Annotated in this window: 12 protein-coding genes; 2 read left to right on the top strand and 10 right to left on the bottom strand. The window is 68.9% G+C overall.

What is annotated here, in order from left to right; all coding sequences use genetic code 11:
- Nucleotides 1-187: 187 nt before the first annotated feature.
- The 6 genes from HNQ61_RS18615 to HNQ61_RS18590 all read right to left on the bottom strand — a co-directional run bounded on the left by HNQ61_RS18615 (nt 188) and on the right by HNQ61_RS18590 (nt 8,203).
- Nucleotides 188-1,432: an acetate/propionate family kinase gene (locus HNQ61_RS18615; protein WP_170034706.1), complete on the bottom strand. Its 1,245-nt coding sequence runs from the start codon at nt 1,430-1,432 to the stop codon at nt 188-190.
- Between the two features lie 119 nt (nt 1,433-1,551).
- Nucleotides 1,552-2,493, bottom strand: a complete 942-nt coding sequence (locus tag HNQ61_RS18610) for a peptidoglycan recognition protein family protein (RefSeq protein WP_170034707.1) — start codon at nt 2,491-2,493, stop codon at nt 1,552-1,554.
- Between the two features lie 395 nt (nt 2,494-2,888).
- A complete protein-coding gene (locus HNQ61_RS18605; RefSeq protein WP_170034708.1) occupies nt 2,889-3,686 on the bottom strand; it encodes a gasdermin in 798 nt (265 codons plus the stop codon).
- A 452-nt stretch (nt 3,687-4,138) separates the two neighbouring features.
- Nucleotides 4,139-4,795 (bottom strand): ligase-associated DNA damage response endonuclease PdeM, encoded by a 657-nt coding sequence (pdeM, locus tag HNQ61_RS18600; protein ID WP_170034709.1) that lies wholly within the window; start codon nt 4,793-4,795, stop codon nt 4,139-4,141.
- Nucleotides 4,792-7,305 carry a ligase-associated DNA damage response DEXH box helicase gene (locus tag HNQ61_RS18595; RefSeq protein WP_170034710.1) on the bottom strand — a complete coding sequence of 838 codons (2,514 nt, stop codon included), beginning with the start codon at nt 7,303-7,305 and terminating at the stop codon, nt 4,792-4,794. The genes pdeM and HNQ61_RS18595 overlap by 4 nt, the downstream gene beginning before the upstream one ends.
- A gap of 241 nt (nt 7,306-7,546) precedes the next feature.
- Nucleotides 7,547-8,203, bottom strand: a complete 657-nt coding sequence (locus HNQ61_RS18590; RefSeq protein WP_170034711.1) for a hypothetical protein — start codon at nt 8,201-8,203, stop codon at nt 7,547-7,549.
- An 845-nt stretch (nt 8,204-9,048) separates the two neighbouring features.
- Between HNQ61_RS18590 and chrA the strand changes: the two genes are divergently transcribed.
- Nucleotides 9,049-10,383, top strand: a complete 1,335-nt coding sequence (gene chrA, locus HNQ61_RS18585; protein WP_170034712.1) for a chromate efflux transporter — start codon at nt 9,049-9,051, stop codon at nt 10,381-10,383.
- Nucleotides 10,384-10,698: 315 nt separating this feature from the next.
- Here chrA and HNQ61_RS18580 read toward each other — a convergent pair whose 3' ends face one another.
- The 3 genes from HNQ61_RS18580 to HNQ61_RS18570 form a co-directional block, all read right to left on the bottom strand.
- Complete coding sequence (locus HNQ61_RS18580) at nt 10,699-11,181, bottom strand: hypothetical protein (protein ID WP_170034713.1); 483 nt, start codon at nt 11,179-11,181, stop codon at nt 10,699-10,701.
- Nucleotides 11,182-11,788: 607 nt separating this feature from the next.
- The gene (locus tag HNQ61_RS18575; protein WP_205761490.1) at nt 11,789-14,578 is read right to left on the bottom strand and encodes a M14 family metallopeptidase; all 2,790 of its coding nucleotides are present in this window, start codon (nt 14,576-14,578) and stop codon (nt 11,789-11,791) included.
- 401 nt (nt 14,579-14,979) lie between these two features.
- Nucleotides 14,980-15,816, bottom strand: a complete 837-nt coding sequence (locus HNQ61_RS18570) for a menaquinone biosynthetic enzyme MqnA/MqnD family protein (RefSeq protein ID WP_170034714.1) — start codon at nt 15,814-15,816, stop codon at nt 14,980-14,982.
- A gap of 179 nt (nt 15,817-15,995) precedes the next feature.
- Here HNQ61_RS18570 and HNQ61_RS18565 point away from each other — a divergent pair, with 179 nt between their 5' ends.
- Nucleotides 15,996-16,733: a YsnF/AvaK domain-containing protein gene (locus HNQ61_RS18565; RefSeq protein ID WP_170034715.1), complete on the top strand. Its 738-nt coding sequence runs from the start codon at nt 15,996-15,998 to the stop codon at nt 16,731-16,733.
- Between the two features lie 292 nt (nt 16,734-17,025).
- Here HNQ61_RS18565 and HNQ61_RS18560 read toward each other — a convergent pair whose 3' ends face one another.
- Entirely contained in the window at nt 17,026-18,330 is a 1,305-nt protein-coding gene (locus HNQ61_RS18560; RefSeq protein WP_170034716.1) for a hypothetical protein, read from the bottom strand.
- Nucleotides 18,331-18,340 lie beyond the last annotated feature (10 nt).

The raw sequence follows: 18,340 nt of genomic DNA, 5'->3' as shown, positions 1-18,340 counted from the left end.
CTATTCGGTACAGCTCAAGACCGCCGCCTGACGTGCGGAACCCCGTTGTTTCTTATCAGAGGGTCGTCGTGCGCAGCACGCGGGGTGAGGGCCACACTCGCCGGCCGCACGACCGCCGGGGATCGCAGTGATTTCTCCCCCCGCCGACGGCACTCTCTCCGCCGCCGCGTCCGATCGCCGACCCCCGTCAGTACCGGTTCTCGATCCCGCTCACGACGCGATACGTATCCCGCGCGATCAGCAGTTCCTCATCCGTGGGAATCACCCATACGCCGGGCGTGGCGCCTTCCGGACTGATGCGCCCCTCGCGGCCGCCCACGTGCGCGTGGTTGGCGGCCGGGTCCACGCGAATCCCCGCGAACTCCAGTCCCTCGCAGATCATGGCGCGCACCGCCGGCGCGTTCTCGCCCACGCCGCCGGCGAAGCAGATGGCGTCTGCCCCGCCCATGGCCGCCAGGTACGAGCCGATGTACTTGCGCGCGCGGTAGCAGAACAGCTCGATGGCCAGCCACGCGCGCCGGTCGTCGTGCTCCTCGGCCTCGGCCAGCAGCTCGCGCATGTCGTTGGTGAGCCCCGAGATGCCCAGCAGCCCGGACTGCTTGTTCAGCAGCGACTCCACCTCCGGCAGCGACAACCCCTCCTTGACCGCGATGTACTCCAGCACCGCCGGGTCCAGGTCGCCGGAGCGCGTCCCCATCACCAGCCCCTCCAGCGGCGTGAATCCCATGGACGTATCCACCGATTCGCCGCCGCTGATGGCGCACGCCGAGCAGCCGTTGCCCAGGTGCAGCGTGATGATCTTCTGCTTTTCCCGGGGAATGCCGGTCAGCTGCCGCCACCGGTAGCTCACGTACCGATGCGACGTGCCGTGAAAACCGTAGCGGCGCACGCGGTGGCGGCGGTAGAGCGAGTACGGAATCGCGTACAGAAACGCGCGTTCCGGAAGCGTGTGGTGGAACGCGGTGTCGAACACCGCCACCTGCGGCACCGCGCGCCCCAGCACGGCGCGGACGGCCAGGACGCCCTTGAGGTTGGCGGGGTTGTGCAGCGGCGCCAGGTCGATCGTTTCCTCGATGCCGCGCAGCACGTCGTCGTCGATGGCCACGGAGCGCACGAACTGCTCGCCGCCGTGCGTCACGCGGTGCCCCGCCGCGCCGATCTCGCCCAGGCTCCCCAGCCCCACGCCGGACTCAGCGCTGACGATCCAGTGCAGCAGGTACTCCACCGCCGCGCGATGGTCGCGGAGCGGCGCCGTACCCTTCACCGCCGGCCCGCTCCCCGCGCGAAAGCTCCACACCGCCTCGCCGCCGATGCGCTCGATGAGCCCGCGGGCGCGCCGCACGTCGGCGTTTTCGGCGAAGCGGCTCTCATCCGTCTCAATCAGCTGCCACTTGAGGGACGACGATCCCACGTTCAGCACCAGGATGTTCACGCGAGCGTTCCGGTCCGGGGTTGGGCGGGTTTGATCCACGGCCCAGAATAGCGAAGCCGCCGCACGCGGACCAGCGTGCGGCGGCTTGCGCGGCGTGGGGAAACCGCCGGACGCCTGCGTCAGAGCGGGCCCGCGGTGACGGCAACCGGGTCGCGGCCGGCCTGCTTGAGTTCGCGGTAGACGGCGCGGCTCACGAAGGTGCTCCACAGCCCGTTCTGCGCAAGGTTCTGCTGCCGCTGAAACAGCAGCAGCGCGGTGCGCGATTTGGAGCCCCAGTCCCCGTCCGCGCCGCTCGCCCCCAGGTTGAAGTTCAGGGCGATCAGCGCGCGCTGCCGCTGCCGCACCGTCTCCAGCGGCGTCCACACGTCCGGCACCACCGCGTCCGGGTAGATGCCGCGCAGCACCTTGGCGAAGGGGAATCCGCAGACGTCGATCTTGTACGCCCGGCCCTGCGCGTCCACCGGGCAGATGTCGTGGTGGCCGTGATGGTCTTCTGGCCGGATGTGCGGCCAGCGGCGCACGATTTCGCGCCCCACCTCGATGCACATGGCGATCTGCTCGGTCGTCCACGGCTGCACGCGGAGGGGCTTGCCCAGCGGCGTGGCGGTGTGGATCCAGTCCGCCTCGGCCGCCACGCCGTCGATGGCCGCGCCGATGTGCGACGTCTCGATGCCGATGGTGGTGCGGGTGCCCTTGAAGTCCGCGTCGCCCGCCAGCGGCTTGCCGTTCCAGCGCAGCGACTGGTTGACCCCCGCGTGCCACGAGCGGTTCTCGAGGGTCACGTAGCGGTCCACGCCCTCGTCAAAAGTGCGGCCCACGCCGTAGTGCGCGGACGCCTCGCCCTTGCGTTCGGCGTTGGCGCCGCCGATCACCGCGCGCAGCACGGACAGGCGGCGGGTGACCGCCCAGTGCCAGGTGACGCCCAGCGGCTTGTTGCCGTGGCGGCTCAGCCAGCCGCGGCTCACGGCCTGCCCGTCCGCGACGGGAATCAGAAAGTTGCGGAACTGAAAGGGGAGCGATGCCACGTGCACGCTACCGGTGCCGGCAATCGTATCTGACATGGTACCTCCGGGGGGTGGGGAGAGACGATGACGGGAGCGTTCCGCCGGGGGGTTTAATGGGCGGCCGCTCCTTGAGCGGGGAGATTCGCAAGTCGGGCGCCCGTCCACCTCGGGCCGGAAAGCGGCGTACCTCCTGGATATCTGCCCTGTGGACGGACGCGGGCGTGGCGTCCATGTCCCACCGGCGGGGCGCCGGAGAGCCACCCACGGACGCCATCTCCGCGCACGTTCTCGGGACGGACGCAACGCGCGGTTCGATGAGGAGCCGCGTGCCGCGATCGGCGCATCACACGCATCCACCGATCACGGCGTCCCCGTCCCGGCCCGCGACGGCGGACGCTCCGGCTCCCCGCCGAATACCGGCGACGGGAAGTGATCGCGGATCGCGTGGTGGATCAGAAGCGGATCTCGGTCATCGGCGCGTCCAGGCTCAGCACGGTGGAGCCCCGGCCCTCGCGCGGATCGTCGTCGCCGCGCGTGACGGGCATGCCCGGCTTCACGGGCTTGAAGGTAGTGAACTCGCCGTTCTGATAGAACAGCTGCACGGCTCGAAAGCCGAACGACAGCGGGACGGGGCCGGCGTACGTCACGCGCGTGCCGCGCTCGCCCGCGCCGCTGACCTGCACCGTGCCGCCCACGACGCCCCTGACCTCGGGGATGCTCAGTTCCAGCGATCCGCCGTCGTGGCGCTTGGCCTCCACGGTGAGCCGGTCGCTCCTGAGCACGGCGGTGGTCACGAACACCGCGTCCGATTCCAGCAGCCGGCTCAGCGTGTTGGACGGGCGGATGCCCGCGCGCGAAAGAAACTGGTCCAGCAGAATCACGTCCACCTCGTCCACGCGCACGTCCTGGTACGAAAACGCGATGCTGCGCGCGCCCTCGTACTTGGCGTCCAGCCCCAGCCGCGAGCCGCCCATGGCGCCGATGACGGTGCCAAGGATGTCGAGCCCCAGGTGCAGCTTCATGTCGCTCGTGCGCTGTCCGGAAATGTCCGCGGCGTGCGCGTCGCGGTTCACCGGAGGCAGCGGCGCGTCGTCGGCCGCCTCGAACAGCGATCCGATCTCGCCCAGGCTTTCCAGTTCCCGCCCGTGCCGGGCCAGCAGCCGCAGCGGCCCGAAGTCCCCGCGGGGCAGGCGGATGATGTTGTATCCGAACTGCTTGAGATGAGCGATCGACGGATCGTTGCACCACATGATGTATGTCTCCCGATTGGATCATCGACGCGGTTGTCCTCCTCCGCCACGCAGCGCGCGGAGAGGATGGCGAGCTTCGGCGGCCTGCGTTCGGCCACCGGAATGTTAGACGGACAGGACCGCAAATTTTCCGAACCCCGCGATTCGAATGATTCGACCGGGAGGGTGATTCGGGAGCAATTGCGTGGGATGATGCGGGATTCTGACGAGAATGAGACTTTACGCCGCCGGGCGATGTTCCGTCCGCCGGTTGAAACCGCGCCTTGAAAGACACGAAGTCCGCCTGCGGACTGGGGCCGCTGCTTGTGATCGCGTCCCCACATGCGGGCGAAGCCCCGATCGTGGACGCGACAGCGGCCATGAGTCGGGGCTTTGCGATTTGAGCGGCGGATTCATCCGCTCAGGAGGGCGTCGGCCGCACACAGATTCCGGGTTGAGAACCGCGCGCGGCGCTATTCGATCAGCAGAACGTGCTCGCCCGCCACCACGTACACGCGGTCGCCCGCGCTGACGGGCACGTCCGCGGTGCCGGTGAACTCGCCGAACGCGGGCAGAATGCCCACCCGCGGCCCGAAGTGAAAGCAGGCCAGCCGCTGCTTCTGCCGCCCGATCCCGCGCAGCGTAACGGACGGATGGATGTGCCCGGCCAGCACGTAGCACGCGTCCGCCGGCTCGGGGTGGTGCGCGTATCCGTACGGCGCCTCCACCACCGGCCCGTTGGCGCACTCGATCCCCAGTTCCTGCGGGGGATCGCCCGCGTGCCGGTCGTGGTTGCCGCGAACCAGCAGAATGGGAAGCCCGCTGCGCTCCGCGCGCCACGCCGCCAGCGCGTCCAGCGTGCTCGCCGTGCGCCCGGCCCGCGCGTGAAAGAAGTCGCCCAGAAACACGATCCGCTCCGCGCCCGTGCGGTCCAGCGCCGCGGAAAGCCGCGCGAGCGTTTCCATCGTGGTGCCGCCCGGCACGGGAACGCCGAACGCACGGAACGACGCCGCTTTTCCAAAGTGCGCGTCGGCCACCAGCAGCGTGCCGTCGCGCGGGCGGAACGCGGCGCGCTCGGGGAGCAGCACCAGCCGCTCTCCGCACAGTTCAATTTCCAGATCGCCCGTCATTTTCCCGTGTCGGCGTACTTTTCCAGCACCAGCTTCATCCTCTGCACACGGTCGGTGACGGATTCGGAGGTGACCGCGTTGCGCGTGCGGTCCACCAGAAGGGGAAAGGCCAGCGGCGGCGTCCGCTTGGGATTGGTGATGACGACGTTTCCCGCCGCCAGCCGCTCCAGCGTGCGGCCCAGGCGGCTGCTTTCCAGCTGCCGCTCCAGCACTTCGCGGTGCGCCTGCGACACCAGCAGATTGCCGGGATCGTACCGCGTGAATACGTCAAAAAAGAGCCCGCTGGATGCCTGAAGCTGCTTGACGGACTTGCCCGCGTGCGGAAAGCCCTGGAACACCAGCCCCGCCACCCGCGCAATCTCGCGAAACTGCCGCCGCGCCATTTCCGTGGCGTTCAGCGAGGCGGGCACGTCTTGCAGCAGGTTGTGCGCGCTCAGCAGCCCCGCCTTCAGCGCGGCGTCCAGCGGCGCGGCCTCGGGCGAAAGCAGCTCCATTCCGTAGTCGTTCATCGAGAAGGTGAAGCTGATGGGGGTCAACCGCGAGATGCGGTACGCGAACAGCGCCGCCAGGCCTTCGTGCACCAGCCGTCCTTCAAAGGGAAAGATGAACAGGTGGTGCCCCTCGCGCGTCTTTACCCGCTCGATCAGCAGTTCGTCCGCGCGGGGAATGCGCGACCAGCGGGCCTGCACGTCCAGAATGGGGCGGATGGCCTGCATCTCCGGCCCGCGGAACTCGCCGCGCGACGCCTCTTCCAGCCGCGCGCGCAGCGAGGCCGCCAGCTCGCCGGAAAGCGGCATGCGCGCCCCCATCCATCGGGGGATGAGCCCCTTGGTGTTGGTCGTTCTCCGCACCCATGCCGTCATGTCGCGCACGCGCACGAACTCCAGCGGCTTGCCGGCGAAGACGAAGCGGTCGCCCGGGTTCAGCCGCGCCACGAAGCTTTCCTCCACCGTGCCCAGCCGCGCGCCGCGCAGGTACTGCACGGCGATGCTGGCGTCGCTGACGATGGTGCCGATGGACATGCGGTGGCGCCGCGCCACGCCCTTGTCGCGCACCAAGTAGCGCCCGGTCTCGTCATCCACCACCACGCGCTGGAACTCGGGATAGGCACGCAGCGCGTCCCCGCCGCGCGTCACAAAGTCCAGCACCCACCGCCATTCGTCGTCCAGCAGCCCCGCGTAGGCGCCGGTGGTGCGCACCTCGGCCAGAAGCTCGTCCGGAAGGAAGCCGCCACCGAGCGCCACGGTCACCACGTGCTGCGCCAGCAGGTCCAGCGGCCGTTCCACCGGAAGCCGCGACTCCACGGCGATGGCCTCCACCCCGTCGCGCGCGGCGGCGACCTCGATCAGCTCCAGCACGTTGGTGGGCACGCAGGTGACGCGGCTGACGGCGCCCGGGCGGTGGCCGCTGCGTCCCGCGCGCTGCAGCAGCCGCGCGACGCCCTTGGGCGAGCCGATCTGGAGCACGCGGTCCACAGGCGAGAAGTCGACGCCCAGGTCCAGGCTGCTCGTGGCCACCACGCAGCGCAGCTTTCCACTGCGCAGCCCGTCCTCCACCCAGTCGCGCTTGGCGCGGTCCAGCGAGCCGTGATGGAGGGCGATCAGCCCCGCCCAGTCGGGGCGCGCCTCCAGCAGCGCCTGGTACCAGATCTCCGTCTGCGACCGCGTGTTGGTGAACACGATGGCCGTTTCGCCCTCCTCGATGGCGTCTACCACCTGCGGCAGCATCTGCGTGCCCAGGTGGCCGGCCCAGGGAAAGCGTTCGATCCGCGGCGGGATCAGTGCATCCACCACGATGTTCTTGGGCACCAGGCCGCGCACTACGCGCCCCGGCGGCCGACCAGGAGTGGCGCCCAGCAGCGCCTCGCGCGCATCGTCCAGGTTGCCGATGGTCGCGGAAAGACCCCACGTGCGCATCTGCGGCCGCCACGATCGCAGCCGGGCGAGCGCCAGTTCCGTCTGCACACCGCGCTTGGTGCCCATCAGCTCGTGCCACTCGTCCACGATCACCGCGCGCAGATCGGCGAACAGGGTGCGCGCGTCATCGCGGCTCAGGAGCAGCGCCAGGCTTTCCGGCGTGGTGACCAGCGCGGTCGGCAGGCGCGTGCGCTGGCGGGAACGGATCTTGGCGGAGGTGTCGCCCGTGCGGCTCTGCAGCGTCCACGGCAGGCCCAGCTCCGTCAGCGGGGCGAGCAGGGCGGCCTCGGTGTCGGCGGCCAGGGCGCGCAGCGGGGTGATCCACAGAATGCGCAGCGGCGGGGGCGGCTTGGCGGGCGCGCCCTTGGGGAACTCCGCCATCCACTCCAGCACGGGGCCCATCCACGCGGCGTACGTCTTTCCCGTCCCGGTCGCTGCGTGGATCAGCCCGCTGTCCCCGGCCAGGTACGCGTCCCACACCTCGCGCTGAAACGGGAACGGCTTCCATCCACGCGCTTTGAACCACCGTTCGGCCGGCGCGAGCGGGCCTTTGGCGGACGGGGATCGCGGGCGCGGGGTCGTGGTGGCGGCCATCCGGTTCGGCTGCGGGGATGAAAGAACGTGATCATGAACGCGCGAGTTGATCACGTTAATCTCTCATGATCATGATTGCGCCATGATCAAGATCGGTTCCGCTCTCGCGGGACGGACGAGAAAAGGAGGCGCTGGAGGCACTGAAGATGCCGCTGAAATGGCGGAAAGCCTCACGGTACGACCGTGAGGCTTCCCCTGCCCGGCCAGAAGGTGGCCGGCGTGAGCTCCATCCGATCCCGAACTACTCGGACTGGATGCCCAGCAGGCGGCGCGTGGATTCCCGGACGCGGGCGTCCAGCGCGTCGGAGCGGCGGTCCTCCATCGCCCGGTCATCATCCGTGAGCACCGTGTACGAGTGGTACAGAAAGGCAATCAGCAGCGCGATGACGGTTCCCACGCCCTGCACCATCTCGGGCAGAAACTCCATCAGAATGCGGATGACGATCAGCGCCACGCCGATTTCCACCAGCCCCGGCCGGTAGCCCGCACCAGTCTGCAGCGGCGAACGGTGTTCGGCGTACTCCACGAACCCGCGGATGAACTGGTACGTCTCTTCGGACGGATCGGCTTCGTGCAGGCGCATGCGGGCACCGCCGCGCCCGACGATCAGCAGTGACGCGTGATCAGTGCTTTCGCTGTCGCGATAGGAGATCACGTCGTCCCAGCCGATTGTGGTCACCCGGTCTCCCCCGTCGCGGTGCATCCGCCGCGTGATCCCGTGCTCATCCAGCGTGTACTCCGCCGCGCGGTTCGTCACGCCGTTCCGCGCGGTGGCGGAAAGCTGAATGCGGGCCTCCGGCACGGCGGGCGCCTCGGCCACCCGCACGAGAGGTGCGGGCGCGGACGGGCGCTCATCGACGAACAGGGCCCACGGGTCCAGCGTACGTGTATCGTTCATGACGCAAACCAGGAGTTTCGGGAGACCGATCATGCCAGCCGAGTAACCAACGCACGTTTCGGCAGAACAGTTTCAGAAGCGGGCTGTCCACACGGAACACGCCGTCGGCGACACGCGCGGGGTTTGATCGCAAACGAAAAAGGAGGCGCGGAACCGTGTGGTTCCGCGCCTCCTTTCATCCATCAGCCCGCGTGGATCAGCGAGCGACCGCGAGCCCGCCGCGGCGCCAGTCCGAGAGCCCGGGAACCGGGTTGGCGGAGGGCAGAATGCCGATGGCGACAAACAGGGCGCGGGCGGTGTTCATGGTCGGTTCCTTTATGTGAGGGGCGCCTGAGCGCTCCAATCGGGTTGTGCATCAGGTCCGTCTTGCGGACGTGTCACCCTACGCGGCGGTGCTGGCGAGAGTTTCAGGATGCTGATCCGCGTTGTGCGGCGGATCGCGTGCGGAGAGACCTGTCATCACACGACAGCCACGCAAACGTGCCATCGTCGCCATGGCATTCCGGAGATGATCCGCAAACGAAAGGAGGCGCGGAACCGTGTGGTTCCGCGCCTCCTTTCATCCATCAGCCCGCGTGGATCAGCGAGCGACCGCGAGCCCGCCGCGGCGCCAGTCCGAGAGCCCGGGAACCGGGTTGGCGGAGGGCAGAATGCCGATGGCGACAAACAGGGCGCGGGCGGTGTTCATGGTCGTTTCCTTTATGTGAGGGGCGCCGGAGCGCTCCAATCGGGTTGTGCCTCAGGTCCGTCTTGCGGACGTGTCACCCTACGCGGCTACGCTGGCGAGAGTTTCAGGATGATGATTCGCGTTGTGCGGCGCGGCCCCGGGCGGCTATCCTCCCATCATGCAGAACACGCCATCGACCGACGATCCGCCGCGCGGCCCCGCCGTGCCATTCGGCGAGGCGGTGCGCACGTGGGCGCGCATCGGAGTGCTGAGTTTTGGCGGGCCGGCGGGGCAGATCGCCGTGATGCACCGCGTGCTGGTGGATGAAAAGCGGTGGATCAGCGAACCGCGCTTTCTGCACGCGCTCAACTTCTGCATGCTGCTGCCCGGCCCCGAGGCGCAGCAGCTGGCGACGTACGTGGGCTGGACGATGTTCGGCGTGCGCGGCGGGCTGGCGGCGGGGATGCTGTTCATCCTCCCCGGCTTCGTGACGATGATGGGGCTGAGCGCCGCGTACGCCGCGCTGCACGGCACGCCGTGGGTGGCCGCGCTCTTCTTTGGACTGAAGCCGGCGGTGATCGCCATCGTGGTGCAGGCGGTGCTGCGCATCGGCGGGCGGGCGCTGGGGGACCGGCGGCGGATGACGATCGCCGCGGCCGTGTTCATCGGCATCGCGCTGCTGGGCATTCCCTTTCCGCTGATCGTGATCGCGGCGGCGGTCGCGGGATGGCTCTGGCTGCCCGCCGCGGTGATCGACGACGATCCGCTCCCGCCCCTCACCCGGATGGAGCGGCGCGCGATGGCGATGCGGTCGCTGCGCGTCGCGGCGGTGTGCGCGGTGCTGTGGTGGGCGCCGGTCGCGCTGCTGGCCGCCGTCTTTGGCCCGGGGAGCGTGTTCGTGGCGGAAGGCGTGTTCTTTGGGCGCGCCGCGGCGGTGACGTTCGGCGGGGCGTACGCGGTGCTGGCGTACGTGGCGCAGCAGGCGGTGGGGCACTACGGATGGCTGGCGCCGGGGCAGATGCTGGACGGGCTGGGGATGGCGGAAACCACGCCCGGACCGCTGATTCTGGTGGTGCAGTTCGTGGCGTTTCTGGGCGCGTACAACCATCCCGGTGCGCTGCCGCCGCTGGCCGCGGGGGCCATCGGCGCGTCGGTAGCGGTGTGGGTGACGTTCGCGCCGTCGTTTCTGTTCATCTTCGCGGGCGCGCCGTTCGTGGAGGGGCTGCGCCGCAACGCCGCGCTCGCGTCGGCGCTTTCGGGCATCACCGCGGCGGTGGTGGGCGTGATCCTGAACCTGGCGCTGTGGTTCGCGCTCCACGTGCTGTTCGGGAGGATGATGGACGTGGCGCCGCTCGGCCTGCGCATCGCCTTCCCCGACGTGCGCTCGCTGCAGATCGCGCCGCTGGTGATCGCCATCGCCGCGGCAGTCGCCATCTTCCGCTTTCGCGCCGGCATCCCCGCCGTGCTCACCGGCGCCGCCCTCTGCGGCCTCGCCATCCGCCTGCTCGGCTGAGTCCGCCGGTCGCGATCAAGAAAGGTCCGCAGCGGCCGGTGATGGTCGTCCCGCGTCGAATGCTTTGCTCATCGCCGGGCTGGGAGGCCCCTCCCCCGGCCCCTCCCCGTGCAAACAGACGCACGGAGAGGGGAGGATTCATACCGGGATCCGGGGTGTCCGTGCAGGTGAAGCTTTGCGTCTGTTTGTGAGGCTTTCCGCAGCTGTTACGGCGGATTCACCCGCTCACGCATCCCAGGATCGAGGCGCAACTCCGTACGGCGACCAGCACGAACGGGATCGGACCGCGCAGGGGTCCGAGTTGCCGGCTGCCCATCAGCGGAAGAGCGCAGCCCAGTGCGCAAAGGGCAGATCCGAGTAGGAGAACCCGTCCTGGTCACCGGGCTCATCCAGCAGCCACGACTCGATTTCCGCGCGGTTCCCGCCGGTGACGCGCAGGACACCCGACACCGTCGTCAGGCAGTCATCCGACAGCACAACGAACGCGGGCGGGCCGGTGGATTGGAAGTACTCGCGATCAAGACTCAGGTCGCCGGGATCTTCCGCCATCAGCACACGCCAGCCGTCCAGCTGGAATGCCGCGCCGAAGAACGCGGCGGCGAGATCATCCATCTTCGCCGGGAGCGGCCGCAGGACGTAGATGCGCGAGTCCTGCCCGTCATCCCACGCGACCATGCGGAAATCATAGACGTGGCGGCCGGGCTCCGCTTCCAGAAAACCATCGGTCGCGCCGTCGTACCAGCAGGCGATGAGGCTGCGCGGAAAGCGCACCGGCGCGGCGGGATCGTATTCAGTCACGGGAGTGCATCCAGCGCGGGATAGAAAGCAAAGGCGGGCTCGCGCAACGCACGGGAGTCCGACCAATTTATCTAGAGAGAATGAATCCGCGCTCAAACAGCGGGAACCCCCGACACGGCGCTATTCGCGCACCGTTCGGGGCTTCAACTGCATCCGGGGCGAGGTTCGTGCGCGCCGCGTAGATGGCTCGGCGGATGGTAGATCCTTCACTCGCGCATGAGCTGGTGCGGGCGGAGAGCCCGGCGTACGCTCACTCAGGATGACATCATGTGGTGTGGTGGCGGAGCACGGTGCACGGATGCAGTTCCGACGCAGTTGAAGCCCCGATCGTGGACGCGACAGCGGCCGCGAGTCGGGGGTTCCCGCTTCTGGAGCGGCGGATTCATTTGCTCAGGATAGATCGCGCCCGGACACATTGTTGGTCCACACCGGGGCGAGGAACAGCAACGGAATGCATCACACAGAGTTAACGGAGTCAACAGAGAACAACGGTTTTAACTGTGAACTCTGTTAACTCTGTGTGAGACTGTCTGTTCTCTGCCCGATCGAAGCAGCCCCCCGGCAAACCTGCGCCGGGGGGCTGCTTCGATCGGATCAACCTCGCCGGTTACTGCACGGCGGGCTTGGAAACGGACTCGTACAGGCCGTTGAACAGCAGCTTGAACGTGCCGTGCGGCTGCGCACGGAACGCGATCTCCGGCCCGAACAGGTACAGCGTCCCCCGGCCCACGTCGGCCGACACGACCGCCGCGCCGTTCTGCAGGTACTGCTGCCCCCACGCCCATCCGCTGCGCAGCGGCGTCGCCGAATCGTACCACGCCACCCGCCGCACGCCGCGCGACGCCGCGTCCGCGCCCAGCCGGAACACCGGCGAGTCGTCGAACATCACGTCCGCCTGCGTTTCCATCCCCCACGCCACCGGCGCCGTGTTGTCGACCCGCACCTGCAGCAGCGAGCCGGGGATGAAGAACTTTTCGCGCGGCAGGTGGCGCTGCTCGCCGTTCTGCCCCGCCTCCACCATGGCGTCTTCCACCGGCAGCCCCAGGTGGCGGGCCAGCGCGGTGCTGGAGCCAATGGTGAGCACTGTGCCGCCGTTCTCCAGGAACTCGCGGATCTTGGGCACCGTGCGCTCGATGGTGACGTTGCCCACCTGCGTGCGCAGTTCCGCCGGCAGCGTGGCCGGGTCCGGCATGAAGGCGTTGGTGCCTCCGCGCGGATCGCGCTCCGGAATGGCGCCGTCCACAAAGACGATGACGTCGTACTTCGGGTTCAGGTTCCCCGCGTCCAGCTCCTGCTGAAACACCTGCTGGTACGGAAAGCCGAACTGCTCAAAGATCCACCGCGTCCAGCCGCTGGGCATGCTGCCGCCGTAGCGGTCCCACAGCGCGATGCGCAGCGGCCGCAGCCGCGTGGCGCCGGACGGGCGCGCGCCGGTGCCCACGGTCAGCCCCAGCGAATCGGCCAGCGCCTGCACCTGGGCGCGCGGTACGCTGCCGCTGACCCAGAAGTCGCCCGCCTGCGCGCCGCGCGCCGCCTGCCGCACGCGCCACACTTCCTGCCCCGACGCCAGCAGCCGGTTGACGGCCGTGAAGGCATCGTTCTGCCGCGCCGTCAGAATCCATCCGCCGCTCCCGGAAGCCACGCGGCCGGCGGGGCGGGGCACGTTCCACTCCGTCACCGGCTGGAACGGGCCGCTGAAGCCTTCCAGCACGCGGTCGAACTTCACGCCCATCTGGTAGGCCAGCGTCCATCCCGCGTTGTCATACGGGGGAATGGGCGGGCCGCCCTGGTACAGAAAGTCGTTGGGATGGTCCTGCGGCTCGAACATGTCCATCACGTGCGGGCGAAACGGCTGCGCCGCCATCACCACGTACGATCCCGCCGCGTACCGCTTGCCCGCCACGGTGAACGGCGCCGTGGCCCGCTGCACCTCCACGCCGTTCTCGCGCAGCGCGTCGATGAACTTGCCGGCCGTGGCAAAGTCCGCCTGGTCGCTGGGGATCACGTAGCCGCGCGCGTCGCGCCACTCGGGGCGGTGCAGCAGCGCCTGGTAGCGCGCCGATTCCACCGGGTTGGCGGCGCCGGCGAACTGCCCGCCCGACACCATCACCGCGTTGGCCTCGCCCGGCGCCGCGCCGCGCTCGGCGGCGATGGCGGCGCGCACCGAATCCACGTGGCGCGGCATGACGGTCCACTCGTCGCGCTGGCCGCGCTGCACCGAGTTGCGCGCCATGCGCCACATGTTGGTCAGCAGCGTCTGCCGGTAGCGCGACGCGTAGTCCAGCACGGCGTAGTTGGCCGTGATGCTGTAGTCGATGCTGCGGCGGAAGTGCCACTGCTGCGGGGCCACCGGCGAGGGCAGGTCGCCGCTGGGAATCTGCCGCGCGGGGACGAAGGCCACGTCCATGGGCGTGGGATTGCCGATCGTTTCCGTCAGCAGGCCGATCATGTTGTGAAAGTAGGCCGTGGTGCGCAGGCCGCCGTTCCACCACGTGCTGTAGTTGCTTCCCTTGCGCTGCGTGACGCCCGGCTTGTCCTCCGCCAGGAAGCGGTTCTGCATCGCCGCGCCCACCATGTCGATGCCGCTGACGATGAGCGGGTCGTAGTTGAAGTTGAACGGGTCGCGAAAGGGCGGGGCGAACATCACCGTTCCCGTGGGTCCGGTCTGGTGATGGTTGTACACGATCTGCGGCAGCCACTCGTGGTACATCACGCGGTTCATGTTCTCCGTCTCGGGCTGCGTCGAGGCGTAGAAGTCACGGTTGTTGTCGTGGCCGATGTACTTCTGGTACAGCCGCGGAATCCCCGCCATCGTGCGCTGCTGGGGATTGGGATTGCGCGTGTACCAGTTGCTCACCAGCTCCATGCCGTCGGGATTGGCGTGCACGGCCAGGATGATCACGTCGTCCAGAATGCGGCGCGTTTCGGCGTCGTCGCGGCTGATGAGCTGCCACACGGTCTCCATCAGCTGCTGCGCGCCCAGCACTTCGCTGGCGTGCAGGCCGCCGTCGATCCACACGATGGCCTTGCCGTCCGCCGCCAGCCGCGCGGCGGTCGTGCTGTCCACGCGGCCCATGGCCAGGGTGCGGCTGATGTCGCGGTAGCGTTCGGCGTCGCGCAGGTTCTGCGGGCTGCTGACGATGGCCATCACCTGCTCGCGCCCCTCCGCCGTGCGCCCGATGCTCATCACGCGCATGCGGTCGCTCTGGCCGTCGAGCTTGCGCCAGTACTCCACCAGCTGCTGGTAGTTGGGGAGCACGTAGTCGGCGCCGATCTGGTGGCCGAACTGCTGCTCGGGGGTGGTGAGCGTCTGCTGCGCGGCGGCGCGTGCGGCGCCGGCCAGTGCAAGCGCCACCACGGCCGCGGACGCGCCGCGCCTGATTGTGGACGGGATCAAATCCCCACTCCTGGTAGGTTGGCTGAAGTCGGCATGCGGGTACAATCGAGGACGGCTCCGGGCGTGTCAAGCAGACGCGCGGAGCCGTTGAAGGCAAGACATTCCCTTGCCCTGATCCGTTGGATGAGGGAACTGCCGTTTCACGCGGAGCTCTTGGAAGGAACTGCCGTTTCACACGGAGGACACGGAGGAGGCACGGAGGTCACGGAGGAACAGATCAACAAAAAAGCCTCACACAGAGACGCAGAGCCGCAGAGGAACAGCAGAGCGAACGATCAACTCTCTTTCGTTCTTCTTTCTGTTGGTCTTTTCTCTGCGCCTCTGCGGCTCTGTGTGAGGTTCTTTCGCTTTTCCTCCGTGCCCTCCGTGTATCCTCCGTGACCTCCGTGTGAAACGGCAGTTCACCCCGCCACGTCCACGAAGCGGATCTCGGGCTGCGACGGGATCTCGCCGATCTGCGCCGCGAGTTCGTAGAAGTGGTTCAGCCCCCGCAGCATCGGCTCGTCCAACTCGTACGAGAGGTCGGCCCAGTAGCGGTCCAGGAACTCCGCGCTGAACCCGAAGTGCTCCGCGTAGCGCCGCGCCAGTTCCGCCCGGTTCGCCAGCCCGTACGCCCGCGACTCCAGCAGCGCCGCGTGCAGATCGCGAAGCTGCGCGTCCGTGCCGCCGCCCGCCTGCCACACCGCAAAGGCGAACGGCAGCCCGGTGTGCGCCATCCACTCCGCGCCCAGGTCAAAGCGCGTCGGCACATCGGGAAACAGATCGGCCCGCAACGCCACGTCGCCAATGAACAGCGCGCCCTCCGCTCCGGCCGCGAACGGGTCCTCCGTCGCCTGGTCGAACCACACGAACTCCGGCTGCACGCCCCACCGCACCCGCAGCAGCACCTTGAGAAGCACCACCGAGGTCGCGGAGGCGGTGGGCATGGCCACGGTGCACCCGTCCAGCTGCTCCGGCGGCCGTCGTGTCAGAAACTGGATGCTGCGCACCGGTCCGCGCGAGCCGATCACGAAGTCCGGCAGCACGCGGTAGTCCCCCGCGTGCCGCGCAAACTCGATGCTGGAGCACGGCGCCACGTCGATCTCGCCGCGGTCCAGCAGGCCGTTCAGGTACGAGGGCACGCCTTCGGTGATCCGCACGCCGGCGGGCGGCCCCCGGTCGATCAATCCCGCATGCACGGGAAAGCAGTTGCTGTACGTAATGTGCCCCAGCCGGAGCGGCGCGTCTTCATCATCCATCAGAAGCGATCCCGCATTGCCTGTGTGTGCGGCGCCCTCCGCCGCGCGCGGACGAGAATGCCCGCGCGCGGGTGCGGTGTCAACGCCGTCCCGGAGAAGGGAATGGCGATTGCGAAGGACCCGGCCCGCGCCGCGCAAGTGAGCGGCCACGGATGCACACACCGGGGGACGGAAATTCGATGGCGAACGAGCATGCAAACGGCGGCGGCACCGAGGATGTCCGCGGCTGGCTGGTGATTGCCGGCGACGGCACCATGCTGGGGACGGTGGCCGACATGGTGGCCGGTCCGGGAGCCGCGGGGCCGGATTTTCTGGCCATCGCGCTGGATGCCTCCGTCGCCCGCCGGCCCGGGGGAAAGACGGTGTACGTGCCGTCGTCCGCCGTACGGCTGGACCCGGTGGTGAGCCGCGTGCACCTGGACGGCGTCACCGGGGAGGCGGCCGCGCGCCTTCCCGCGGAGCCCACCGCCGGCCCTGTTCCCGAACTGCACTCGGCGGACGCGGCCATCGGCGCTCCGGCCGCGGCGGAACGCGTCGTGGACGGCGAGGCGCGCATCGTCGTCAGCGAAGAGCAGCTGCAGGTGGGCAAGCGCATCGTGGAAGCGGGCGAGGTGCGCATCCGCAAGCACGTGGAAGCCGAGCAGGTGCGCGAGTCCATCTCCGTCATGCGCGAGGACGTGACGGTGGAGCGCCGCCCGGTTCCCGCCGGCGTCGGGCTGGAGCCGCGCACCGAGGGCGACACGCTCTACGTCCCCATCGTGGAAGAGGAACTGGTGGTCACCAAGCGCCTGGTCGCCCGCGAGGAGCTGGTGATCCGCAAGCGCCAGGTGATGGAGGAGCAGGTGATCGAGGAAACGCTGCACCACGAGCGCGCCGAAGTCCTGGGCCCCGACGACGTGGACCAGACGCCGCGCTGATCCGCGATCGATGGATGACGACGAGCGCCGTCCCGGAATCCGGGCCGGCGCTCGCTCGTTTGCCGATGGTCATCGCTCGCGCTTCCCACGTCATCGGTCGATTCTCCTCGCCACCAGGATGACAGCATCAGGTGTGATGAGTCGATCACCCCGAACTCAGATCGCCTCATCGACGGCAGCGGGGGGGGGATACGAATCCGCCGCGCCACCCGAAAGACGGCGGCGCGGCGGCAGCGGAAAGAACCGAGTGTCTTGCCGTCCGCGATCGAGGCGGACGGCGTGGGAGAATAGGTCAGGGCGCCGCGGTTTCCGCGTCGGCGAGGCGCTCTTCGCCGCGAAAGCGGGGGACGGCGTCGGGCACCGGCTCCAGGCCGCCCAGCACGTCGTGCAGCACGTTCCCCAGCAGCGGATGGCCCCAGTAGTCCACGTGCGCCCTGCCCAGCCGCCGCGCGTCCGGGTCCACCGTGTTGCGGATGAAGCGCGCGCGGTGCCGCAGGTCCCGCGGTGTCGGGTTCGGAATGTCGTACAGGTTCAGCGGCCCGCTGATGGGATCCTTCCAGGTGTGGATGTTCACCCAGTAGTCCGGCCGGTGGTCGTAGCTCTGAATCAGCGGCTGCATCGCCTCCGCCAACGCCTCGCGCACCGGCGCGTCCTTGAGCTGCGTGCGAAAGATGAACGCCGTCTTGTCCAGCGGCGACCCCAGCGTAAGCAGCAGCCGCGTGCGGTCGCGCACCCGCAGCCGCTTCTCCGGCGAGGCCAGCAGGTCCTCGTTCAACATGGAGTTCAGCGTGTCATAGGCGACCACCGAGCCCAGCGAGTGGCCCACCACGTACACCTCGCCGTACTCCTCGCCTCCGGCCGGCGCGCGGGCGCCGTACACGGCGCGGGCCAGGTCCAGCGCCACCTTTCGCACGGCAAAGCGCACCTCCGCGAATCGGTTGACCTTGTGTGATGACACGTATGCCGCCACGTCGCCCACGTACTGAAAGTACAGCTGCCGCATCTGCCAGGTGATGGCGGCCAGCATTCCCCATCCGTCGATGACCATCACCAGCCGCCATCCCAGCCCGTCCTGGCGCGCGCAGGCGGCCAGCAGAAACGGCATCACCAGCCACGTGGCGAAGAACACGCTCCACCCCGTGCACAGCACCGCGAACGCCGCCACCAGCTGCGTGATGGTCCATGGCGGCAGCGGAAACGTCCGCTTTCGGCCAAAGATGTGGCGCGTCATCACCCCGGCGCGGGCGTACCGCATGCCGCGCCGCCACGCGTCGAGCAGAAAGCTGGTGACGTCCGCCGCGGTCACCTTGCCCTCGGTGAGCGGCGCCCAGTACGCCTCATACAGGTGCACGCTGCGCAGCTGCCCGCCCGGTGTCGTAATCTGCATTTCCGCGCGCGGCAGATGCTGGTCGCCCAGGCGCGCCAGCCGCACGGAAACCGGGGGCGCCCGGCGGTGGCGCCTGCGTTCGGCGCGCGCGATGGCCTTGGCCACGCAGTCCAGCGTCTCGAACGGCACCTGCTGGCCCATCCCATGGCAGATCAGGATGGCGACCGGCTTGCCGTCCGCGTTGTCGATGGTTGGCGCATTCTCCCTCATGGGTCGGAGC

It is taken from the genome of Longimicrobium terrae (assembly GCF_014202995.1).
Lineage (GTDB): Bacteria > Gemmatimonadota > Gemmatimonadetes > Longimicrobiales > Longimicrobiaceae > Longimicrobium > Longimicrobium terrae.
This window is presented reverse-complemented; position numbering and strand designations above follow the sequence as displayed.